The organism is Inquilinus sp. CA228 (assembly GCF_052078665.1).
Taxonomy (GTDB): Bacteria; Pseudomonadota; Alphaproteobacteria; order DSM-16000; family Inquilinaceae; genus Inquilinus.
On sequence record NZ_JBQJIK010000088.1, the window covers coordinates 1 to 16,814 of the forward strand.

At 69.4% G+C, this 16,814-nt stretch carries 17 protein-coding genes and 1 pseudogene; 11 read left to right on the forward strand and 7 right to left on the reverse strand.

Annotated features, from left to right (window positions below):
- Together ACTOWL_RS31895 and ACTOWL_RS31900 are read left to right on the forward strand one after the other, a co-directional pair.
- Positions 1 to 107: pseudogene (locus ACTOWL_RS31895) on the forward strand (IS5/IS1182 family transposase); the annotation flags it as partial.
- Between the two features lie 278 nt (positions 108 to 385).
- Positions 386 to 793: a RidA family protein gene (locus ACTOWL_RS31900; protein WP_441325323.1), complete on the forward strand. Its 408-nt coding sequence runs from the start codon at positions 386 to 388 to the stop codon at positions 791 to 793.
- Between the two features lie 147 nt (positions 794 to 940).
- Here ACTOWL_RS31900 and ACTOWL_RS31905 read toward each other — a convergent pair whose 3' ends face one another.
- Positions 941 to 1,192 (reverse strand): hypothetical protein, encoded by a 252-nt coding sequence (locus ACTOWL_RS31905; protein WP_441325324.1) that lies wholly within the window; start codon positions 1,190 to 1,192, stop codon positions 941 to 943.
- A 270-nt stretch (positions 1,193 to 1,462) separates the two neighbouring features.
- Between ACTOWL_RS31905 and ACTOWL_RS31910 the strand changes: the two genes are divergently transcribed.
- The 8 genes from ACTOWL_RS31910 (at position 1,463) to ACTOWL_RS31945 (ending at position 9,125) form a co-directional block, all read left to right on the forward strand.
- On the forward strand, positions 1,463 to 2,035 hold the full coding sequence (locus tag ACTOWL_RS31910) for a YybH family protein (protein WP_441325325.1): 573 nt from the start codon (positions 1,463 to 1,465) through the stop codon (positions 2,033 to 2,035).
- Positions 2,036 to 2,586: 551 nt separating this feature from the next.
- Complete coding sequence (locus tag ACTOWL_RS31915; RefSeq protein ID WP_441325326.1) at positions 2,587 to 3,792, forward strand: Do family serine endopeptidase; 1,206 nt, start codon at positions 2,587 to 2,589, stop codon at positions 3,790 to 3,792.
- A gap of 75 nt (positions 3,793 to 3,867) precedes the next feature.
- Positions 3,868 to 4,563 carry a hypothetical protein gene (locus tag ACTOWL_RS31920; RefSeq protein ID WP_441325327.1) on the forward strand — a complete coding sequence of 232 codons (696 nt, stop codon included), beginning with the start codon at positions 3,868 to 3,870 and terminating at the stop codon, positions 4,561 to 4,563.
- Positions 4,564 to 5,006: 443 nt separating this feature from the next.
- Positions 5,007 to 5,468 (forward strand): SHOCT domain-containing protein, encoded by a 462-nt coding sequence (locus tag ACTOWL_RS31925; RefSeq protein ID WP_441325328.1) that lies wholly within the window; start codon positions 5,007 to 5,009, stop codon positions 5,466 to 5,468.
- A gap of 96 nt (positions 5,469 to 5,564) precedes the next feature.
- Positions 5,565 to 6,545 carry an ABC transporter permease gene (locus tag ACTOWL_RS31930; RefSeq protein ID WP_441325329.1) on the forward strand — a complete coding sequence of 327 codons (981 nt, stop codon included), beginning with the start codon at positions 5,565 to 5,567 and terminating at the stop codon, positions 6,543 to 6,545.
- The gene (locus ACTOWL_RS31935) at positions 6,545 to 7,375 is read left to right on the forward strand and encodes an ABC transporter permease (RefSeq protein WP_441325330.1); all 831 of its coding nucleotides are present in this window, start codon (positions 6,545 to 6,547) and stop codon (positions 7,373 to 7,375) included. The genes ACTOWL_RS31930 and ACTOWL_RS31935 overlap by 1 nt, the downstream gene beginning before the upstream one ends.
- The gene (locus ACTOWL_RS31940; RefSeq protein ID WP_441325331.1) at positions 7,372 to 8,178 is read left to right on the forward strand and encodes an ABC transporter ATP-binding protein; all 807 of its coding nucleotides are present in this window, start codon (positions 7,372 to 7,374) and stop codon (positions 8,176 to 8,178) included. The genes ACTOWL_RS31935 and ACTOWL_RS31940 overlap by 4 nt, the downstream gene beginning before the upstream one ends.
- Entirely contained in the window at positions 8,175 to 9,125 is a 951-nt protein-coding gene (locus ACTOWL_RS31945) for an ABC transporter ATP-binding protein (protein ID WP_441325332.1), read from the forward strand. Before ACTOWL_RS31940 ends, ACTOWL_RS31945 begins: the two co-directional genes overlap by 4 nt.
- 4 nt (positions 9,126 to 9,129) lie before the next feature.
- On the opposite strand, the gene ACTOWL_RS31950 is transcribed toward ACTOWL_RS31945, so the two are convergent.
- The 4 genes from ACTOWL_RS31950 to ACTOWL_RS31965 form a co-directional block, all read right to left on the reverse strand.
- Positions 9,130 to 9,744: a LysE family translocator gene (locus ACTOWL_RS31950; RefSeq protein WP_441325333.1), complete on the reverse strand. Its 615-nt coding sequence runs from the start codon at positions 9,742 to 9,744 to the stop codon at positions 9,130 to 9,132.
- Between the two features lie 10 nt (positions 9,745 to 9,754).
- Complete coding sequence (locus ACTOWL_RS31955; protein ID WP_441325334.1) at positions 9,755 to 10,576, reverse strand: SDR family oxidoreductase; 822 nt, start codon at positions 10,574 to 10,576, stop codon at positions 9,755 to 9,757.
- Positions 10,577 to 10,587: 11 nt separating this feature from the next.
- On the reverse strand, positions 10,588 to 13,362 hold the full coding sequence (gene polA, locus ACTOWL_RS31960; RefSeq protein ID WP_441325335.1) for a DNA polymerase I: 2,775 nt from the start codon (positions 13,360 to 13,362) through the stop codon (positions 10,588 to 10,590).
- Positions 13,363 to 13,440: 78 nt separating this feature from the next.
- A complete protein-coding gene (locus tag ACTOWL_RS31965; protein WP_441325336.1) occupies positions 13,441 to 13,806 on the reverse strand; it encodes a VOC family protein in 366 nt (121 codons plus the stop codon).
- A gap of 139 nt (positions 13,807 to 13,945) precedes the next feature.
- Between ACTOWL_RS31965 and ACTOWL_RS31970 the strand changes: the two genes are divergently transcribed.
- The gene (locus ACTOWL_RS31970) at positions 13,946 to 14,593 is read left to right on the forward strand and encodes a dihydrofolate reductase family protein (RefSeq protein WP_441325337.1); all 648 of its coding nucleotides are present in this window, start codon (positions 13,946 to 13,948) and stop codon (positions 14,591 to 14,593) included.
- A gap of 346 nt (positions 14,594 to 14,939) precedes the next feature.
- Here the strand turns inward: ACTOWL_RS31970 and hemW are convergent, their stop codons facing one another.
- Both hemW and rdgB read right to left on the reverse strand, forming a co-directional pair.
- Complete coding sequence (gene hemW, locus ACTOWL_RS31975; protein WP_441325338.1) at positions 14,940 to 16,094, reverse strand: radical SAM family heme chaperone HemW; 1,155 nt, start codon at positions 16,092 to 16,094, stop codon at positions 14,940 to 14,942.
- Positions 16,091 to 16,723 carry an RdgB/HAM1 family non-canonical purine NTP pyrophosphatase gene (rdgB, locus tag ACTOWL_RS31980; protein WP_441325339.1) on the reverse strand — a complete coding sequence of 211 codons (633 nt, stop codon included), beginning with the start codon at positions 16,721 to 16,723 and terminating at the stop codon, positions 16,091 to 16,093. The genes hemW and rdgB overlap by 4 nt, the downstream gene beginning before the upstream one ends.
- Positions 16,724 to 16,814: the final 91 nt, after the last annotated feature.

A 16,814-nucleotide genomic window follows, 5' to 3' on the forward strand; every position in this document is an offset into this window, starting at 1 on the left:
GATGGCGCCGCCTCGTCCGCGACTACGAAAAGCGCATCGACGTCTCGCACGCGATGATCCTCGTCGCCATGGGCGGAATTCTCATCCGACGAAACACTCATCCCTGATTTTCAAAACAGACTCTAAGGATCTTACCTGTTGGGTTCAGGGCTCGCAATAAGCTGATCCAAATCAGTTGGCAACGAAATTGAGCTATCGATGACAGCACCCAATCGGTGCCGGGTCTAAGATCCTTCACGACGACCATGCGCCCGAGGTCTGGCGCCATTATCCAAAGGCATTGGGCGCCAGGAGCCGGGATGCCCAGGATCGGGCGCTGGCGCAAGCGGCCCTGCTTGGCGATGCCAGGGCGCTGTGCGCCTTTGCCATCGGCGGGAGCTTGAGAATGAGCCAGAGAACCGACCTGTACCATGCCTGGGAAGCGACTCAGAAGACCTTGGGCTACTCGCAGGCCGTGCGTGCCGGCGACACCATCTATGTCGCCGGCACCGCCAGCCTCGACGCCGAGTTCAACGCGCTCGATCCGGGGGATCTTCCGGCCCAGATGCGCAACATCTACCGGCGGATCGGCGAGACGCTGGCGCATTTCCCGCTCGGCTTCGGCCATGTCGTCCGCGAGACCATGGTCGTGACCGACATGGACGGCCTCATGCCCGCGCTGGCCTATCGCAAGAGCGTCTATGGCGACGGCCTGTTCCCGGCCTCCACCACCGTCGAGGTGAAGCGGCTCTTCGCGCCGGGCCTGATGATCGAGATCGAGGTCGCCGCCTGCTTCGCCTCGGGCGAAGGATAGGGCGCGCGCCGCACGACGGCATTGCACTGGCAGTGCAGATTTGAAACACAAGAAAAGGAGCCGATCCGAAGATCGGCTCAGGATTCAATCGGGAAATATGAATAGTAATCAAAATAGAAATATAAACAATAATGAAAATATATTAAGCTAACAATGCATCGTAAATTCTTCCTCTAGAACAGCGAGTGCGTTGCCGTCGTTCTCCAGCTCAATCTCGATTAGCTTCTTTTCTTCTTGAAGGTTGTTTATGGCGGCGGTGTCTGGATTTGGATTCGAGCTCATTTCCGCAATCAGAGTTGCAATACGCTGCATGCGATTTCGCTTGCGCTCGATTTCCCTCTTCGTGGCTTCGATCTGCCGCTGGAATATCGAGCAAACGGACGACAGGTGCGTGTCCATGACACCATCTCCTCCAGAAGCCCTGCACAAAGGTGATCTGAAGCGGAATATCGCCAAGAGCACCCGCCAACCATTTCAACCGTCCGAGCCTGAAGTGTCGTCATCCAAACATACGAGGTCGGTCGATATCGGAAGACGATGACAGTGCATATGACGCCCGGCGCCTGCCTGTGCGTCTCCGCACATTGCGGGTGCAAAACCGCGACCTCCCCGGCTCCGCAAGCGCATCCCATCTCGGGTCCATCCCCGGACACCGAAGGAACCCAAACCATGGGCGCTCCCTCTCCCGATCTTTCCAATCTGTGGCTGGCGCGCGCCTTCAACGCGCAGGATGTCGAGGCGGCGGCCGCCCTCTACCATCCCGAGGCCTCGATCGTGCAGGTCGACGATGTCCATGGCGGCACCACGATCGCGCGTGGCGCCGACGCGATCCGGGCGACCATGGCCGCCTATATCGACCTCCGGCCGCATATGGATGTCGTCACCCACCACGTCACCGTCGCCGGCGATTTCGCGATGACGCGCTCGCAATGGCGGATCACCGGCCGGGGCCGGGACGGCCAGCCGGTCGAGGTCCACCATCACGGCATGGAGGTGCACCACAGGGGCGAGGACGGCACCTGGTACTTCTTCATCGACCACCCCTTCGGCGCCGATGCCGCCTGGGCGGTCGACCGCCCGCCGCGCACCGACCGGCGGCGGGACACGGCGGGCGGGCCGGCGGGGACCCGATCGCGGGGAGCGGCTCACTCCAGGCGCCGCCTCTCCCACGCGATCCAGTGGGTGCTGAACGTCCGGCCGAGCCATCCGCCTGCAATTCCGGCCGCTCCAAGGAGATATTGATAATATAGCTGTCCTCCTGCAATCAGTTGCAGGAAGAAGATGGCGCAAAAGAAAGCGCCGACCCAGGTTATAACGATGGAGACGTACCGCGTTCGCAGGGCGGCGCAGAGTGGATAAGTTCTTTCTATGCCCGTGTGTCTCTTGTTGAAGAGGTAGATCGCCAAACTTCTGATGGCGATGATGATGGCGAATACAACAACGAAATGCATCACGCCTGCGAACATGGGACCCTCGAGCCACTGACGGCGGCAGTGCGTTTTCGCGGGCTTTTGCCCCTCGCGTGACGAGAGCGAGGGCGCCGCTGCTCCGGCCAGTCAGCCAATTCACAGCGACTCATATCACATCTGCCAGCGTCCGGTGATGTGCGGCCGGCACGATTCGTCCGCGTCGCCCCGGCTCTTCCATTTCGTTCCGGGGGCAGTCCAGAAGCGCCAAGGGATGGATTGCGCCGATGTAATTCCCCCGCCAGAGCAAATTAAGCCTCTCGATCACATCTTCACCGGTACACGCCGCGCCATGCTGTCGGCGATCCGAGACTGGTGGAGTTGGAGATGAAGACCCCCTTCGAGTCCGACGGCGGGAACAGGCGCTTCGGCCTGCGCCGGATGACGGCGGCGCTGCTGGTCGGCACGGCCCTGATCGGCCTGCCGGTCGGGGCGGTCCTGGTCTTTGGTCCCCCGGCCGTGGCGGAGAGCCAGCCGCCGGCCGCCCCCGTGGTGCCGGCCTCCCTCGTCCCGGCCTCCCTCGTCGCGACAGCATCCGGCTCCTTTGCCGGGCTGGTGCATCAGGTGATGCCGGGCGTCGTCAATGTCTCGATCACCGGCCATCAGGGGCCGACCCGGATCGCGGACAGCGACGGCGGGCCGCGTGGCGGCGAGCCCCGGAGCGGCGGGCCGCGTGGCGGGCGGGGCGGCCAGGCGATCCATGGCGCAGGCTCCGGCTTCATCATCGATCCGGCCGGCTACATCGTCACCAACAACCATGTGGTGAAGGACGCCGACGAGATCTCGGTCACCCTCAATGACGGCACCGTGCTGCCGGCGAAGGTGGTCGGCACCGACCCGAAGACCGATCTCGCCTTGATCAAGGTCAAGGCCGACAAGCCGCTGACCGCGGTCGAATGGGGCGACAGCGACGCCGCCCAGGTCGGCGACTGGGTGATGGCGGTCGGCAACCCCTACGGCCTCGGCGGCACCGTGACCGCCGGCATCGTCTCGGCCGTCGGCCGCGACGTGAACTCCAACCCGCTGGAAGACTTCCTGCAGATCGACGCGCCGATCAACCCCGGCAACTCCGGCGGCCCCAGCTTCGACGCCGGCGGCAAGGTCATCGGCATCAACAGCGAGATCTACTCGCCCTCGGGCGGCTCGGTCGGCATCGGCTTCGCCATTCCGTCCAACCTGGCCAAGTCGGTGATCGCCCAGATCCGCGAGCATGGCAGCGTCCAGCGCGGCTGGCTCGGCGTGCAGATCCAGGCGCTGACGCCGGAGCTGGCCGAGGCGGCCGGCCTCGACACCGCCCGCGGCGCCCTCGTCGCCGAGGTGCAGAGGAACAGCCCGGCGCTGAAGGCCGGCCTGCATCAGGGCGATGTCATCGTGTCGTTCGACGGCAAGCCGGTCGCGCAGTCGAAGGATCTGCCGCGGCTGGTCGCGGAGACCGCGTCCGGCACCACCGTCCCGGTCGAGGTGCTGCGCAACGGCAAGCCCGAGACCCTCTCGATCGCCATCGCCAGGCCGCCGAAGCAGGTGGAGAGCTGAGGGCGACGGCTCCGGCGTGACCGCCGCCCGCCCGGTCGCGGGTCGGCGGTCACGTTGCGGAAACGAAATGTTCAGTTGCGCCGGCTGCGCACTTCGTTCATGATATGTTCTATGGACGAGGCGCAATCCGAACCGATCCGGCCGACCGATCCCGACATGAACTGGACGGGCTGGGCGCTGCACACGCTGCGCCAGGCGGCCGAGATCGACATGCGCTGCAAGCGGCTGACCGAGCGGCAGCAGGAAAGGGCCCATCTGGACCCGAAGGCGCCGACCGATTTCGGCCTGATCCAGGCGCGGCTGTCGCGCTCGGTGCGGCTGTCGATCGCCCTGACCGAGCGGATCCGCACCGGCTTCATGAAGCGCAGGGAAGAGCGTACGGAGTCGGGTGAGGAGCAGCGCCGCCGGCAGCGGCGGGAGCGTGCGGCCGGAATGGTGGCCGAGGCGGCGGCGAAGCCCGAGGAGGGCCTGGACGCCGAGCGCATGCGGTCGCTGGCGTGGGAGACGTTGGTTGAGGACGAGATTCTCGACGCGCAGCTGGACACGCTGTCGGCGGCGGAGTTCGTGCAGGAGGTGTGCCGCAAGATCGGCTACCCGCCGGACCCGATCCGGCTGCCTCAGAGCTGGGACGACATCTTCGAGGCGAAGGCCCCGACGGCGGAACCCGCCGAGGCCGCCGATCGCGAGACTGCGGACGACTGGTCTGCTGAGCCGGACGAGTCCGACATGGGCCGGCCCATGCCCGAGCCGTCGAAACCGGACAGCAGTTGAGGGTTGTGTGGCTCGACCGCGTAGGTTGGGTTCGCATGGCGAACCCAACACCTCGCCGTCGCGCCTCTGCTGGGTTCGCTAGCCGCGAACCCAACCTACGACGCTGAAAAATAAGTGTTTTTGCCTCTCCCGTTTACGGGAGAGGTCGGAGGCGCTTGCGCCTCCGGGTGAGGGGGTTTTGTCGAAGCCGGGAGCCGCCCTCACCCGGTCTCGCTGCGCGAGCCCGACCTCTCCCGCAAGCGGGAGAGGCACACAAAAGCAGCACTCCGCAGACCTCGACCGTTTGTTGCGCAAAAGCCCGCCGCGGCGATCCGGCCCCGCCCTCCACCCTGCCAAATGCAAATAAAATTAGTGCAAAGGCCGCCGCCCAGCTTCTCATTCCCGTCCTCATCCGGCATATTGTCCCCTGATATTGCGCTGCAGTATTTTCCTGGGGGTTTTCCGTGAAACATAAGGAGCCCAAACACGTCACCGAGTTCCGCTGGCGCCATCTCCGGCCGGACGAGACGATCGAGCTGTTCCTGGAGAACAGCCAGCGCAACGGCATGCTGATCCTCACCAGCGAGCGCGTCTGCCTCTACCGCAAGGGGCTGTGGGGCGAGACGCTGGAGGCGGTGCCGGTCAACCGGATCACCGCGGTCGAGGCCCGCTCCATCCTGGGCCATCACGTGATCAGGCTGCTCGGCCCGCCCGATCCGCTGGTGTTCAACACCTTCGAGCGGCGCGACCTGGTCGACGCGCTGTGCGCCCGGCTGGACGCGCTGCGCCGGGCCGATCCCGCGCCGCCGGCGCCGCCGGACGGGCCGATGGAGCATCTCAAGCGGCTGGGCGCCCTGCGCGACGCCGGCATTCTCACCGATGGCGAGTTCGACGCCAAGAAGGCCGAGATCCTCGCCAAGCTCTAGCCGCCGGGAAAGGCGGACGCAACGCGGCGCCGACGCCGGTGAATTCCCGGACTCGCCGCGCTAAGCTGCCGCTCCCGCGGATCCCGGAGCCGCCCGATGAAGTCGCTCCTCGCCCGGCGCCTGGTCCAGGCGGTGCCGGTGCTGCTGATCGTCGTCTGCCTGGCCTTCCTGCTGCTGCGGCTGGCGCCGGGCGACGCCGTCGACGCGCTGGTGGTCGAGATGGGCGGCGGCGACCCCGGGCTGATCGCCCGGCTGCGCGCCGAATACGGCCTCGACCAGCCCTGGCCGGTGCAGCTCGGCCTCTACCTGTCCCATGTTGTCCGGCTCGACCTCGGCTGGTCGGTCGGCTTCTCCCGCCCGGTCCTCGGCCTGGTGCTGGAGCGGGCGGGCAACACCGCCCTCCTGATGGCCGCCGCCCTGTCCCTGGCGCTCTCGACCGGCACCCTGCTCGGCGTCGCCGCGGCGCAAAGCCACCTCAAGGGCCGTGGCTGGCTCGACACGCTGGTCACCGGCTTCGGCCTGCTGCTCTACGCCATGCCCGGCTTCTGGATCGGGCTGATGCTGATCGTCGCCTTTGCCGTGAAGCTACGCTGGCTGCCGCTGGCCGGCATCGCCACCGTGCCCAGCTTCGACACCGGCTGGGCCTATGTGGCCGACGTCGCCCGCCACCTGGTGCTGCCCACCGTGGCGCTGTCGCTGATGTATGTCGCGGTCTACCTGCGGCTGATGCGCGCCGGCATGCTGGAGGTGGCGGGCAGCGACTTCGTCCGCACCGCCCGGGCCAAGGGCCTGGCGCCGGGCCGCATCACCTGGCGCCATGTGGTGCGCAACGCGCTGCTGCCCATGGTCACGGTGTTCGGCATCCATTTCGGCATGCTGCTGGGCGGCAGCGTGGTGATCGAGAGCGTCTTCGCCATCCCCGGCCTCGGCCGCCTGGCCTATGAGGCGGTGACGAAGCGCGACCTGAACCTGCTGCTCGGCATCATCCTGGCCAGCGCGGTGATGGTGATCCTGGTCAACCTCGCCGTCGACCTGCTCTACGCCAGGCTCGACCCGCGGCTGCGGGGGCCGCGCTGATGCGTGTGCTGCGCCGCTTCCTGGCCGACCGCGCCGGCCGGCTCGGCTTGGCCGGGCTGGTGCTGGTGCTGGGCATGGCGCTGACCGCCGGCTGGATCTTCCCGGGCGACCCGATGGCGATCGCCGGCCCGGCGCAGCTGCCGCCGTTCCAGGACCCGGCGCATTGGCTGGGCACCGACCGGCTCGGCCGCGACGTGCTGGCCGAACTGTTCCACGGCGCCCGCGTCTCGCTGCTGGTCGGCGCCGCGGCGGCGGCGATGGCGGTCGGCATCGGCCTGTTGGTCGGCACCACCGCCGGCTTCCTCGGCGGCTGGGTGGACGAGGCGCTGATGCGGCTGACCGAGGCGGTGCAGACCGTGCCCAGCTTCGTCCTGGCCCTGGCGCTGATCCTGGTGCTGGGCCCGTCGCTCGGCAACGTCGTCCTCGCCATCGGCCTCGGCGCCTGGACCAGCCCGGCCCGGGTGGTGCGGGCCGAAATCATGGCCCTGGCGCGGCGCGACTTCGTCGACGCCTATCGCTGCATGGGCATGGGCTGGGCCGAGATCGCCTTCGCCAAGCTGCTGCCCAACGCGCTGGCGCCGGTGCTGGTGCTGGCCACCGTGATCACCGCCAGCGCCATCCTGATCGAATCGGCGCTCGCCTTCCTCGGCCTCGGCGACCCGAACCGGGTCAGCTGGGGCAGCATGATCGCCGACGGCCGCGCCGTGCTGCGCAGCGCCTGGTATCTCTCGGCCATCCCCGGGGTGGCGATCGTCGTCGCCGTGCTGTCGGTCAGCCTGCTCGGCGAGGCGCTGACCGCCGCGCTCGACCCGCGGCGGAGGCGGCGATGAGCCCGCTGCTTTCGATCCGCGGCCTGACCGTCGACTATCTCGGCGAAGCCGGGGCGGTGCGCGCGGTCGACGGTGTCGACCTCGACCTCGCGGCGGGAGAGACGCTGGCCCTGGTCGGCGAATCCGGCTCCGGCAAGTCGACCGTGGCGCTGGCGCCGCTCGGCCTGTTGCCGCCCGGCGTCCGCGTCGCCGGCTCGATCCGTCTCGCGGGGGCGGAGTTGCTGGGCCTGCCGGAGCCGGCGCTGCGCCCGATCCGCGGCGGCCGCATCGGCATGGTGTTCCAGGAGCCGATCAGTAGCCTCAACCCGGTGCTGACCGTGGGCGCGCAGATGCGCGAGGTGCTGGCGGCGCATGGCCTGGGCCGCGGCCGGGCGGCGCGGGCGGTGGAGCTGCTGGCCGAGGTCGGCATCGCCGACCCCGCCGCCCGGGCCGGCGCCTATCCGCACGAGCTGTCGGGCGGCATGCGGCAGCGGGCGATGATCGCCATGGCGCTGGCCGCCGATCCCGAGGTGCTGATCGCCGACGAGCCGACGACGGCGCTCGACGTCACCGTCCAGGCCCAGATCCTCGACCTGTTCCGCCGCTTGCGCGACCGCCGCGGCATGGCGCTGCTGCTGGTCACCCATGATTTCGGCGTGGTGGCCGAGCTGGCCGACCGTGTGGCGGTGATGCGCGCCGGCCGCGTCGTCGAGACCGGCCCGGCGCGCCAGGTGCTGGACGATCCGCAGCACGGCTATACGCGAGAGCTGCTGGCCGCGACGCTCTCCGTCGATGACGCGCCGCGGTGGACGACCGCCTCATGACCGAACCCCTCCTCGTCCTCGACCATGTCGTGAAGCGCTTCGGCCGCGCGCCCGATGCCGTCCAGGCGGTCGACGGCGTGTCGCTGACGGTGGCGCCGGGCGAGGTGCTCGGCCTGGTCGGCGAATCCGGCTCGGGCAAGTCCACCCTCGGCCGGCTCGCCGCCCGGCTGGCCGACCCCGATGCCGGTACCATCCGCTTTGCCGGGCAGGACGTCACCCGCCGCCAGGGTCGCGCCCTCGGGCCGCTGCGGGCGCAGATCCAGCTGGTGTTCCAGGACCCGGTCGCCTCGCTCAACCCGCGCGACACGATCGGCACGGCGGTGGAGGATCCGCTGCGCGTCGCCGGAATCGGCCGGGCCGAGCGGCGCGACCGCGTCGCCTGGCTGCTCGACCGCGTCGGGCTCGGCCAGGCTCTCGCCGACCGCTACCCGCATGAGCTGTCCGGCGGCCAGCGCCAGCGCGTCGCCATCGCCCGCGCTTTGGCGCCGCGGCCGCTTCTGGTGATCTGCGACGAGCCGGTCTCGGCGCTCGACGTCTCGGTCCGGGCCCAGGTGCTGGACCTGCTGGCGGAACTGGGGGCCGAGCTCGGCCTCGCCTATCTCTTCATCAGCCACGACCTGGCGGTGGTGCGCCACGTCGCCGACCGGGTGGCGGTGATGCATCTCGGCCGCATCGTCGAGAGCGGCCCGACCGGGCGGGTCTGGTCCCAACCCGGCCATCCCTACACGCGGGCGCTTCTGTCGGCCGTGCCGCGGCTGCACCCGGTGCCGGGGGCGCAGCGCATGCTGCTGCAGGGCGACCCGCCCAGCCCGCGCCGGCCGCCCTCCGGCTGCCGCTTCCGCACCCGCTGCCCGCTCGCCTTCGACCGCTGCGCCGTCGAGGACCCGCCGCCCGTCGATCTCGGCGCCGGCCAGCAGGCCGCCTGCCTGATCGCGGAGGCGCCGTGAGCCGCTACTTCGCCCGCGCCAGCGCCAGCCAGACGCCGCCGCCGATCAGGCACACGCCGCTGGTGCGCGACACCAGCCGCACGTGGCGGCGCGACAGCATGGTGCCGGCCCGCCCGGTCAGCAGGGCGTACATGCCGTCGGACAGCGCGGCGACGACCAGGGCGGTGGCGCCCAGCAGCAGCACCTGGCTCGACTGGTCGCCGCCGGGCTGCACGAACTGGGGGATGAAGGCGCCGAAGAACAGCAGCATCTTCGGGTTGCTCAGCGCCACCAGCAGGCCCTGCAGCACGAAGCCGCCGCGCGGCGGGCGCAGGCTGCCGGGCTCGGCCAGCGTGTCCGGCGTGCGCAGCAGCTTCCAGCCGATCCAGACCAGATACGCGGCACCGGCCAGGCGCAGCCAGTCGAACCAGTGGCCCATCGCCTCCACCACCGCAGCCAGGCCGACGATCAGCACGCCGAGCATCAGGACCAGCCCGATCTGCCCGCCGAGGATGTTCAGCAGCCCGGCGCGGGTGCCGTGGGTCAGGCTGTTGGCGACGATCAGAGTCACCGACGGCCCGGGGATGATCGCGACCAGGATGCAGGCGGCGATGTAGGCGAGATAGACCTCGATGGTCATGGGCGGCCTCCTATCCCTTCGGCTTGGCGGCCATCGCCGCCTCGGCGATCGTGCCCATCGAGGCGGCGGCACCGCCCAGCGACCAGCCGCCGTCGACCGGCAGCACCGCGCCGGTGATGAAGGCGGCGAGCGGCGAGGACAGCAGGCGGCAGGCGGCGGCGATGTCCTCGGCCACGCCCATCCGGCCCAGCGGCACGCTGCGCTGGACCAGGGCGCGGGCCTGCGGCGTCGGCGCCAGCCGGGCCATGCCCTCGGTCTCGTCGATCGGGCCGGGGATCACCGAGTTGATGCGGATGCCGTCGCGGCCCCATTCCATCGCCAGCACCCGGGTCAGCATGTCGACGCCGGCCTTGGCGGCGCAGACATGGGCCTGCATCGCCATCGGCGCCGCGGCCTGCGGGGCCGAGATGTTGATCACCGACGCGCCCGGCTTGCGCAGGAAGGGGTGCGCCGCGCGCAGCACGTGGAAGCTGCCCAGCAGGTCGATGTCGACCACCGACTTGAAGCCGTTCGCCGACATGCCCAGCGCCGGGGCGGGGAAGTTCCCCGCCGCGCCGGAGACCAGCACGTCGAAGTCACCATACGCATCGTGCGCGGCCTTCAGCGCGGCCTCGGTGGCGGCGTAGTCGCGCACATCGGCGGCCATGCCCATGGCCTCGGCCCCGGCCTCGCGCAGCCGCGCCACCGCGGCCGCGACCTTCTCGGGGCTGCGGCTCATCACCGCCACCCGGGCGCCGGCCCGGGCGAAGCCCAGCGCGATGCCGAGGTTGATGCCGCTTGTGCCGCCGGCGACGAACACCGCCTTGCCGGCGAAGTCGATGGTCTCGGCCATGCTCCCGCTCCTCAGTGTGCCTCGGCCCAGCTGCGCCCGATGCCGGCCTCGGCGATCAGCGGCACCTCCAGCGTCGCGGCGGACTGCATCACCTGCTGCGCCAGCTCGGCGGTGCGCTGCGCCTCCGCCTCCGGCGCCTCGAACAGCAGCTCGTCATGCACCTGCAGCAGCATCCGGGCCTTCAGGCCTTCCGCCGCCAGGGCGTGCGGCAGCCGGCCCATGGCGCGCTTGATGATGTCGGCCGCGGTGCCCTGGATCGGCGCGTTGATCGCCTGGCGCTCGGCGAAGGCGCGGCGCGCCGGGTTGGGGTCCTTGATCCCCGGCACGTGGCATTTGCGGCCGAACAGGGTCTCGACCCAGCCGCGCTCGCGGGCGATGCGCTTGGTCTCGTCCATCCAGGCCTTCAGCTCCGGCAGCCGGTCGAGATAGGCGCGGATGAAGGCGGTGGCCTCGCCCTGCGGGATGCCCAGCTGCGCCGCCAGGCCGAAGCCGGAGATGCCGTAGATGATGCCGAAATTGATCGCCTTGGCCTTGCGCCGCACATCCGGCGTCATCTCGGCCAGCGGCACGTTGAACACCTGGCTCGCGGTCATGGCGTGGATGTCGGTGCCGCCGAGGAAGGCCTGCTTCAGCAGCGCCACATCGGCGATCTGCGCCACCAGCCGCAGCTCGATCTGGCTGTAGTCGACCGAGATCAGCTTGTGCCCGTCCTCCGCCACGAAGGCATAGCGGATCTTGCGCCCCTCCTCGGTGCGGATCGGGATGTTCTGCAGGTTCGGCTCGTTCGACGACAGCCGGCCGGTGTTGGTCGCGGCCAGCGAGAACGAGGTGTGGACCCGCTGGCTCTTCTCGTTGATCTGGGCCTGCAGCGCGTCGGTGTAGGTGCCCTTCAGCTTGGCCAACTGGCGCCATTCCAGGATCTGGGTGGCGATGCCGTGGCCCTGCGCCGCCAGCATCTCCAGCACGCTCGAATCGGTCGAGTACGCGCCGGTCTTGCTGCTCTTCTTGCCGCCGGCCAGGCCCAGCCGCTCGAACAGCACCTCGCCCAGCTGCTTCGGGCTGCCGACGTTGAACGGCCCCTTTGCGGAGAGATGGATCTCCGCCTCCAGCGCCGCCATGCGCTCGGCGAACTCCATCGACAGCCGGGCCAAAGCGGCGCGGTCGACCTTGATCCCGGCCATCTCCATGTCGGAGATGACGCCGACCAGCGGCCGCTCGATGGTCTCGTAGACCGTCGTCATCCGCTCGCCCACCAGCCGCGGCTTCAGCAGCATGTGCAGCCGCAGGGTGATGTCGGCGTCCTCGGCGGCATAGGCCAGCGCCTTGTCCAGCGGCACCTTGTCGAAGGTGATGGCGGTCTTGCCGGTGCCGCAGACCGCGGAATAGGGGATGGTGCGGTGCTGCAGGTGCAGCTCCGACAGCTCGTCCATGCCGTGGCCATGCGCCCCGCCGTCGAGCACGTAGGAGATCAGCATGGTGTCGTCCCACGGCGTGATCGGCAGGCCGACATCGGGCCGGCCCAGCACATGGGCGTCATACTTGAGGTTATGGCCGATCTTCAGCACCGACGGGTCGACCAGCACCGGCCCCAGGATGCGGCGGATCTCGGCCAGCGGGATCTGCTGCAGCGTCGTGCCGCCGAAGTTCAGCCCGTCGCCGTCCGGCGGCACATGGGCGACCGGGATGTAGCAGGCGCGGCCCGGCGCCGTGGCTAGGGAGATGCCGCACAGCATGGCCGCCTCGGCGTCCAGCGAGTTGGTCTCGGTGTCGATCGCCAGCACCCCGGCCTCGACCGCCGCATCGGCCCAGCGCTGCAGCGCCGCCGCATCCTGCACCAGCTGGTAGTCCTGGGCGATCGCCTCCGGCTTGCCCGGCGCGCTCAGGTCCGGCTCGTCAGCGCCGGTGGTGCCCAGCTTGTCGAAGGCGGCCTCGACCCGGGTGATGGTCGAGCGGAACTCCATCTCCTCCAGGAACCGCACCAGCTTCGACCGGTCCGGCGGCCGCGCCACGATGCCCTCCAGCCCGACCGGCACCGGCGCGTCGGTGCGCAGCGTCACCAGCTGGCGGCTGATCCGCGCCTGCTCGGCGTACTGGATCAGGGATTCGCGCCGTTTCGGCTGCTTGATCTCGCCGGCCCGCGCCAGCAGCGTGTCCAGGTCGCCATATTCGGTGATCAGCTGGGCCGCGGTCTTGATGCCGATGCCGGGCACGCCCGGCACGTTGTCGACGCTGTCGCCGGCCAGGGACTGCACGTCGACCACCTTGTCCGGCAGCACGCCGAACTTCTCCATCACCTCGGCGGCGTCGATCGGCTTGTTCTTGAGCGGGTCCAGCATGGTCACGCCGTCGCCGACCAGCTGCATCATGTCCTTGTCGGAGGAGACGATGACGACGCGGGAGCCTTCCTCCTTCGCCATCCGGGCGTAGGTGGCGATGATGTCGTCGGCCTCGAAGCCATCGACCTCGATGCCTGGCAGGTTGAAGGCCTCGCTGGTGGCGCGGATCAGCGGGAACTGCGGGATCAGCTCCTCCGGCGGGTCGGGCCGCTGCGCCTTGTAGGCCGGGTAGATCTCGTTGCGGAAGCCGCGCTCCGACGCGTCGTAGATCACCGCCAGATGGTCGGCGTCGAGGTCGGCCAGCAGGCGGATCAGCATGTTGGTGAAGCCGTAGACGGCGTTCACCGGCATGCCGTCCGACTTGCGCATCATCATCGGCAGCGCGTGGAAGGCCCGGAAGATGTAGCCCGAGCCGTCGATCAGATAATAGGTCTTCGGCGTGGTCGACATGGGGCGGGCCTCCGGACGGGAACAGAGCGCGACCATGCCGCGCCCAGGGGCGGGTGTCCACCCGGTCGGAGCGTCTGCTCAAGCCGGCTGGAACAGCTCGACCACGTTGCCGGAGGGGTCCTCGCACAGGATCTGCCGGCCGCCGGGGCCGGTGACGATGTCGTTGCGGAACCGGACGCCGCGCCCGCGCAGATCGGCCACCAGGGCCTCCAGATCGTCGACCTGCAGCACGAATCGGTTCCAGCCGCCGGGCTCGGGTTTGCGGCCGTCCGGCATCGGCCGGCTGGCCGAGGCGCCGGGGCCGGCGACCCACAGGGTCAGCCCGTCCCGCTCGAGGATCGCCATGGCCGGCCCGAACTGCTGCTGCAGCCGGAATCCCAGGCTGTCCCTATAGAACGCGACCGCCTGGTCGACGTCGTGGACGATGTACCGGACCGACGCCATGACGCTGCCTCCCAGGTGAGTTCGGCCGAAAGGATAGCTCGCGCGATGGGGCGGGGACAGTACGCGTCAAAACTGATTGCAATACATAACCAGTTGCTATATGAAATCGGAAAGCAACATCATCCGGAGGAACGCCGCCATGTCCAAGCTCGTCGTCCGCGCCTTCTCCATCTCCCTGGACGGCTACGGCGCAGGGCCGGAGCAGAGCCTCGAAAACCCGCTCGGCAAGGGCGGCGAGGCGCTGCATGAATGGTTCATCCCCACCCCGACCTTCCGGGCCATGACCGGGAAGGAAGGCGGGGAGACCGGCCTTGATGAGGACTTCGCCAGCCGCAGCTTCGAGAATGTCGGTGCCTGGATCCTGGGCCGGAACATGTTCGGGCCGGTCCGCGGCCCCTGGCCGGACGACAACTGGAAGGGCTGGTGGGGCGACACCCCGCCCTACCACGTGCCGGTCTTCGTCCTGACCCACCACGCCCGCCCGTCGATCGAGATGAAGGGCGGCACCACCTTCCACTTCGTCACCGACGGCATCGACTCCGCGCTGCGCCAGGCGCGCGAGGCCGCGGGCGGCAAGGATGTGCGGGTCGGCGGCGGCGTCGCCACCGTTCACCAGTATCTGCGCAAGCGCCTGATCGACGATATGCACATCGCCGTGTCGCCCCTTCTGCTGGGCAGCGGAGAGAGCCTGTTCGCCGGAATCGACCTTGCCGCCCTGGGCTATGCCTGCACCGAACAGGCCGGCTCGCCTCGCGCCACCCACTTCACGGTGACGAAGCAGGGCTGAAGCAGGCGAGTCGACGAAGAGATCGTCATCGCGAGCATAGCGAAGCGATCCAGCGGCACCGGCTCATGGATTGCTTCGTCGGCTTCGCCTCCTCGCAGCAATGACGGCTGGGGCTGGGGTACGCACGGGTGTCAGGCAGGATGCGTCGAACTCGCGCATCGTCTGCTTGTCGATCGCGCCGACCCCGTGCAACGCCTCCAGGGTCTCGTGGATGGCCGCGAGGGCATCACTCCGATACTTCTTCGCCATTGCCTTCTATCTCCACGAACTGTCCGGTCTCGACCAATTTGGCCAGATGCCGCTTCCAGAGGCAGAGCTCCAGCCTAGGCTTCATCCTTACATCATATCACCCCAGCAGCGCCGCCAGCACCGCGTCCAGGCGCTGGCGGCCGGCTGGGGTGGCGGTCAGGCGGTCCAAATCCTCGGCCAGGAAGCCGCCGGCGACCAGCCGGTCCAGCCGGCGGCGGTCAATCGCCCGGTCGAAGGGCAGGCCGGATTCGTCGGCGATGCGGGATTTCGGCACGCCCTCGGCGAGGCGCAGCCCCATCATCAGCATCTCGTCGCGCCGGGCCTCGGGCGGCACCGCCTCGCGCCCATGCTCGGCATGGCCGGCAGCCTCGACCCGCTCCAGCCACACCTCCGGCGCCCGGTGGGTGCGGGTGCCCCATTTGCCGTCGTTCAGCGTCAGCCGCCCATGCGCGCCGGGTCCGACGCCGACATAGTCGCCATAGCGCCAATAGGTCAGGTTGTGGCGCGATTCCTCGCCCGGCCGGGCGTGGTTCGAGATCTCGTAGCCGGGCAGGCCGGCGGCGCCCAGCACCTCGGCCGTGGCTTCGTACAGCGCGGCCTGGGTGTCCTCGTCCGGCAGCACCAGCTCGCCGCGGGAATACAGGGTGTGGAAGCGGGTGCCCTGCTCGATCGTCAGCTGATAGGCCGAGATGTGGCCGACGGCGTGGTCCAGCGCCCGGCGCAGCTCCGCCGTCCAGCCGGCCACGGTCTGGCCCGGCCGGGCGTAGATCAGGTCGAAGGAGAAGCGGTCGAAATGCCGGGCGGCCAGGCCGACGGCGGCCAGCGCCTCCTCGGCCGAATGGTTGCGGCCGAGGAAGCGCAGCGACGCCTCGTCCAGCGCCTGGACGCCGAGCGACACCCGGTTCACCCCGGCGGCGCGGAAGCCGGCGAAGAGATGCGATTCGACCGAGGTCGGGTTTGCCTCCAGCGTGATCTCGATGTCGGGCGCCAGGCCCCAGCGCTCGGCCGCGCGGTCGATCACCGCAGCCACCGTGGCCGGCTGCATCAGCGACGGGGTGCCGCCGCCGAAGAAGATCGAGGTCAGGGTCCGGCCCGGCGTCAGGTCGGCGAAATGGTCCAGCTCGGCCAGCAACGCCCGGCGCCAGCGCTCATGCTCGACCTGCTCGCGGACATGCGAGTTGAAGTCGCAATACGGGCATTTCGACCGGCAGAACGGCCAATGGACATAGAGCGCGAAGCCCGGGGCGGTCATCCGCCCTCGAAGCAGCGCGCCACCAGCTTGGCGAAGGCGTCGGCGCGGTGGCTTATGGCGTGCTTTTCGGCCGAGTCCATCTCGCCAAAGGTCCGGTCGTGGCCGTCCGGCACGAAGATCGGGTCGTAGCCGAAGCCCTTGGTCCCGCGGGCGGGCCAGACCAGCTGGCCGCGGATCTCGCCCTCGACCGTCTCGCAATGGCCGTCCGGCCAGCACAGCGACAGGGCGCAGACGAAGCGGGCGCTGCGGTCCGGGATGTCGCCCAGCTTCAGCCGCACCTGCTCCATGGCATGGGCGAAGTCGCGGCCGCTTCCATCCGGCGTCTCGGCCCAGCGGGCGGAATAGATGCCGGGATCGCCGCCGAGGCCGGAGACGGAAACGCCGCTGTCGTCGGCCAGCGACGGCAGGCCGGTGGCCGCGGCGACGAAGCGGGCCTTCAGCTCGGCATTGGCGATGTAGCTGTCGCCGGTCTCCTCCGGCTCCGGCACGCCATGCTCGGCGGCCGAGGTCAGGCGCGGCACGCGGCCCTGCAGCAGGGCGGCGATCTCGGGGATCTTGCCCTTGTTGTGGCTGGCGATGACCAGGTGGTCGCCGGCGAGGCGGCGGGCGAGGGAGGCGGCGTTCGTCATGATGGGCATCAGATACGCGCGCCGGAGGCTGGAATCAAAGGCGGCGGTTGGTGCACTGTGTCGTCTCCAACGCATGGCGGTAGGGGCGAGG

Excerpts from the sequence above, each read along its gene's own strand:
- ACTOWL_RS31950 (WP_441325333.1), bottom strand. The coding sequence starts at position 9,744 with ATGACCATCGAGGTCTATCTCGCCTACATCGCCGCCTGCATCCTGGTC.
- ACTOWL_RS31915 (WP_441325326.1), top strand. The coding sequence starts at position 2,587 with ATGAAGACCCCCTTCGAGTCCGACGGCGGGAACAGGCGCTTCGGCCTG.
- ACTOWL_RS31965 (WP_441325336.1), bottom strand. The coding sequence starts at position 13,806 with ATGGCGTCGGTCCGGTACATCGTCCACGACGTCGACCAGGCGGTCGCG.
- ACTOWL_RS31955 (WP_441325334.1), bottom strand. The coding sequence starts at position 10,576 with ATGGCCGAGACCATCGACTTCGCCGGCAAGGCGGTGTTCGTCGCCGGC.
- ACTOWL_RS31935 (WP_441325330.1), top strand. The coding sequence starts at position 6,545 with ATGCGTGTGCTGCGCCGCTTCCTGGCCGACCGCGCCGGCCGGCTCGGC.
- polA (WP_441325335.1), bottom strand. The coding sequence starts at position 13,362 with ATGTCGACCACGCCGAAGACCTATTATCTGATCGACGGCTCGGGCTAC.
- rdgB (WP_441325339.1), bottom strand. The coding sequence starts at position 16,723 with ATGACGAACGCCGCCTCCCTCGCCCGCCGCCTCGCCGGCGACCACCTG.
- ACTOWL_RS31900 (WP_441325323.1), top strand. The coding sequence starts at position 386 with ATGAGCCAGAGAACCGACCTGTACCATGCCTGGGAAGCGACTCAGAAG.
- ACTOWL_RS31910 (WP_441325325.1), top strand. The coding sequence starts at position 1,463 with ATGGGCGCTCCCTCTCCCGATCTTTCCAATCTGTGGCTGGCGCGCGCC.
- ACTOWL_RS31970 (WP_441325337.1), top strand. The coding sequence starts at position 13,946 with ATGTCCAAGCTCGTCGTCCGCGCCTTCTCCATCTCCCTGGACGGCTAC.
- hemW (WP_441325338.1), bottom strand. The coding sequence starts at position 16,094 with ATGACCGCCCCGGGCTTCGCGCTCTATGTCCATTGGCCGTTCTGCCGG.
- ACTOWL_RS31905 (WP_441325324.1), bottom strand. The coding sequence starts at position 1,192 with ATGGACACGCACCTGTCGTCCGTTTGCTCGATATTCCAGCGGCAGATC.
- ACTOWL_RS31930 (WP_441325329.1), top strand. The coding sequence starts at position 5,565 with ATGAAGTCGCTCCTCGCCCGGCGCCTGGTCCAGGCGGTGCCGGTGCTG.
- ACTOWL_RS31940 (WP_441325331.1), top strand. The coding sequence starts at position 7,372 with ATGAGCCCGCTGCTTTCGATCCGCGGCCTGACCGTCGACTATCTCGGC.
- ACTOWL_RS31945 (WP_441325332.1), top strand. The coding sequence starts at position 8,175 with ATGACCGAACCCCTCCTCGTCCTCGACCATGTCGTGAAGCGCTTCGGC.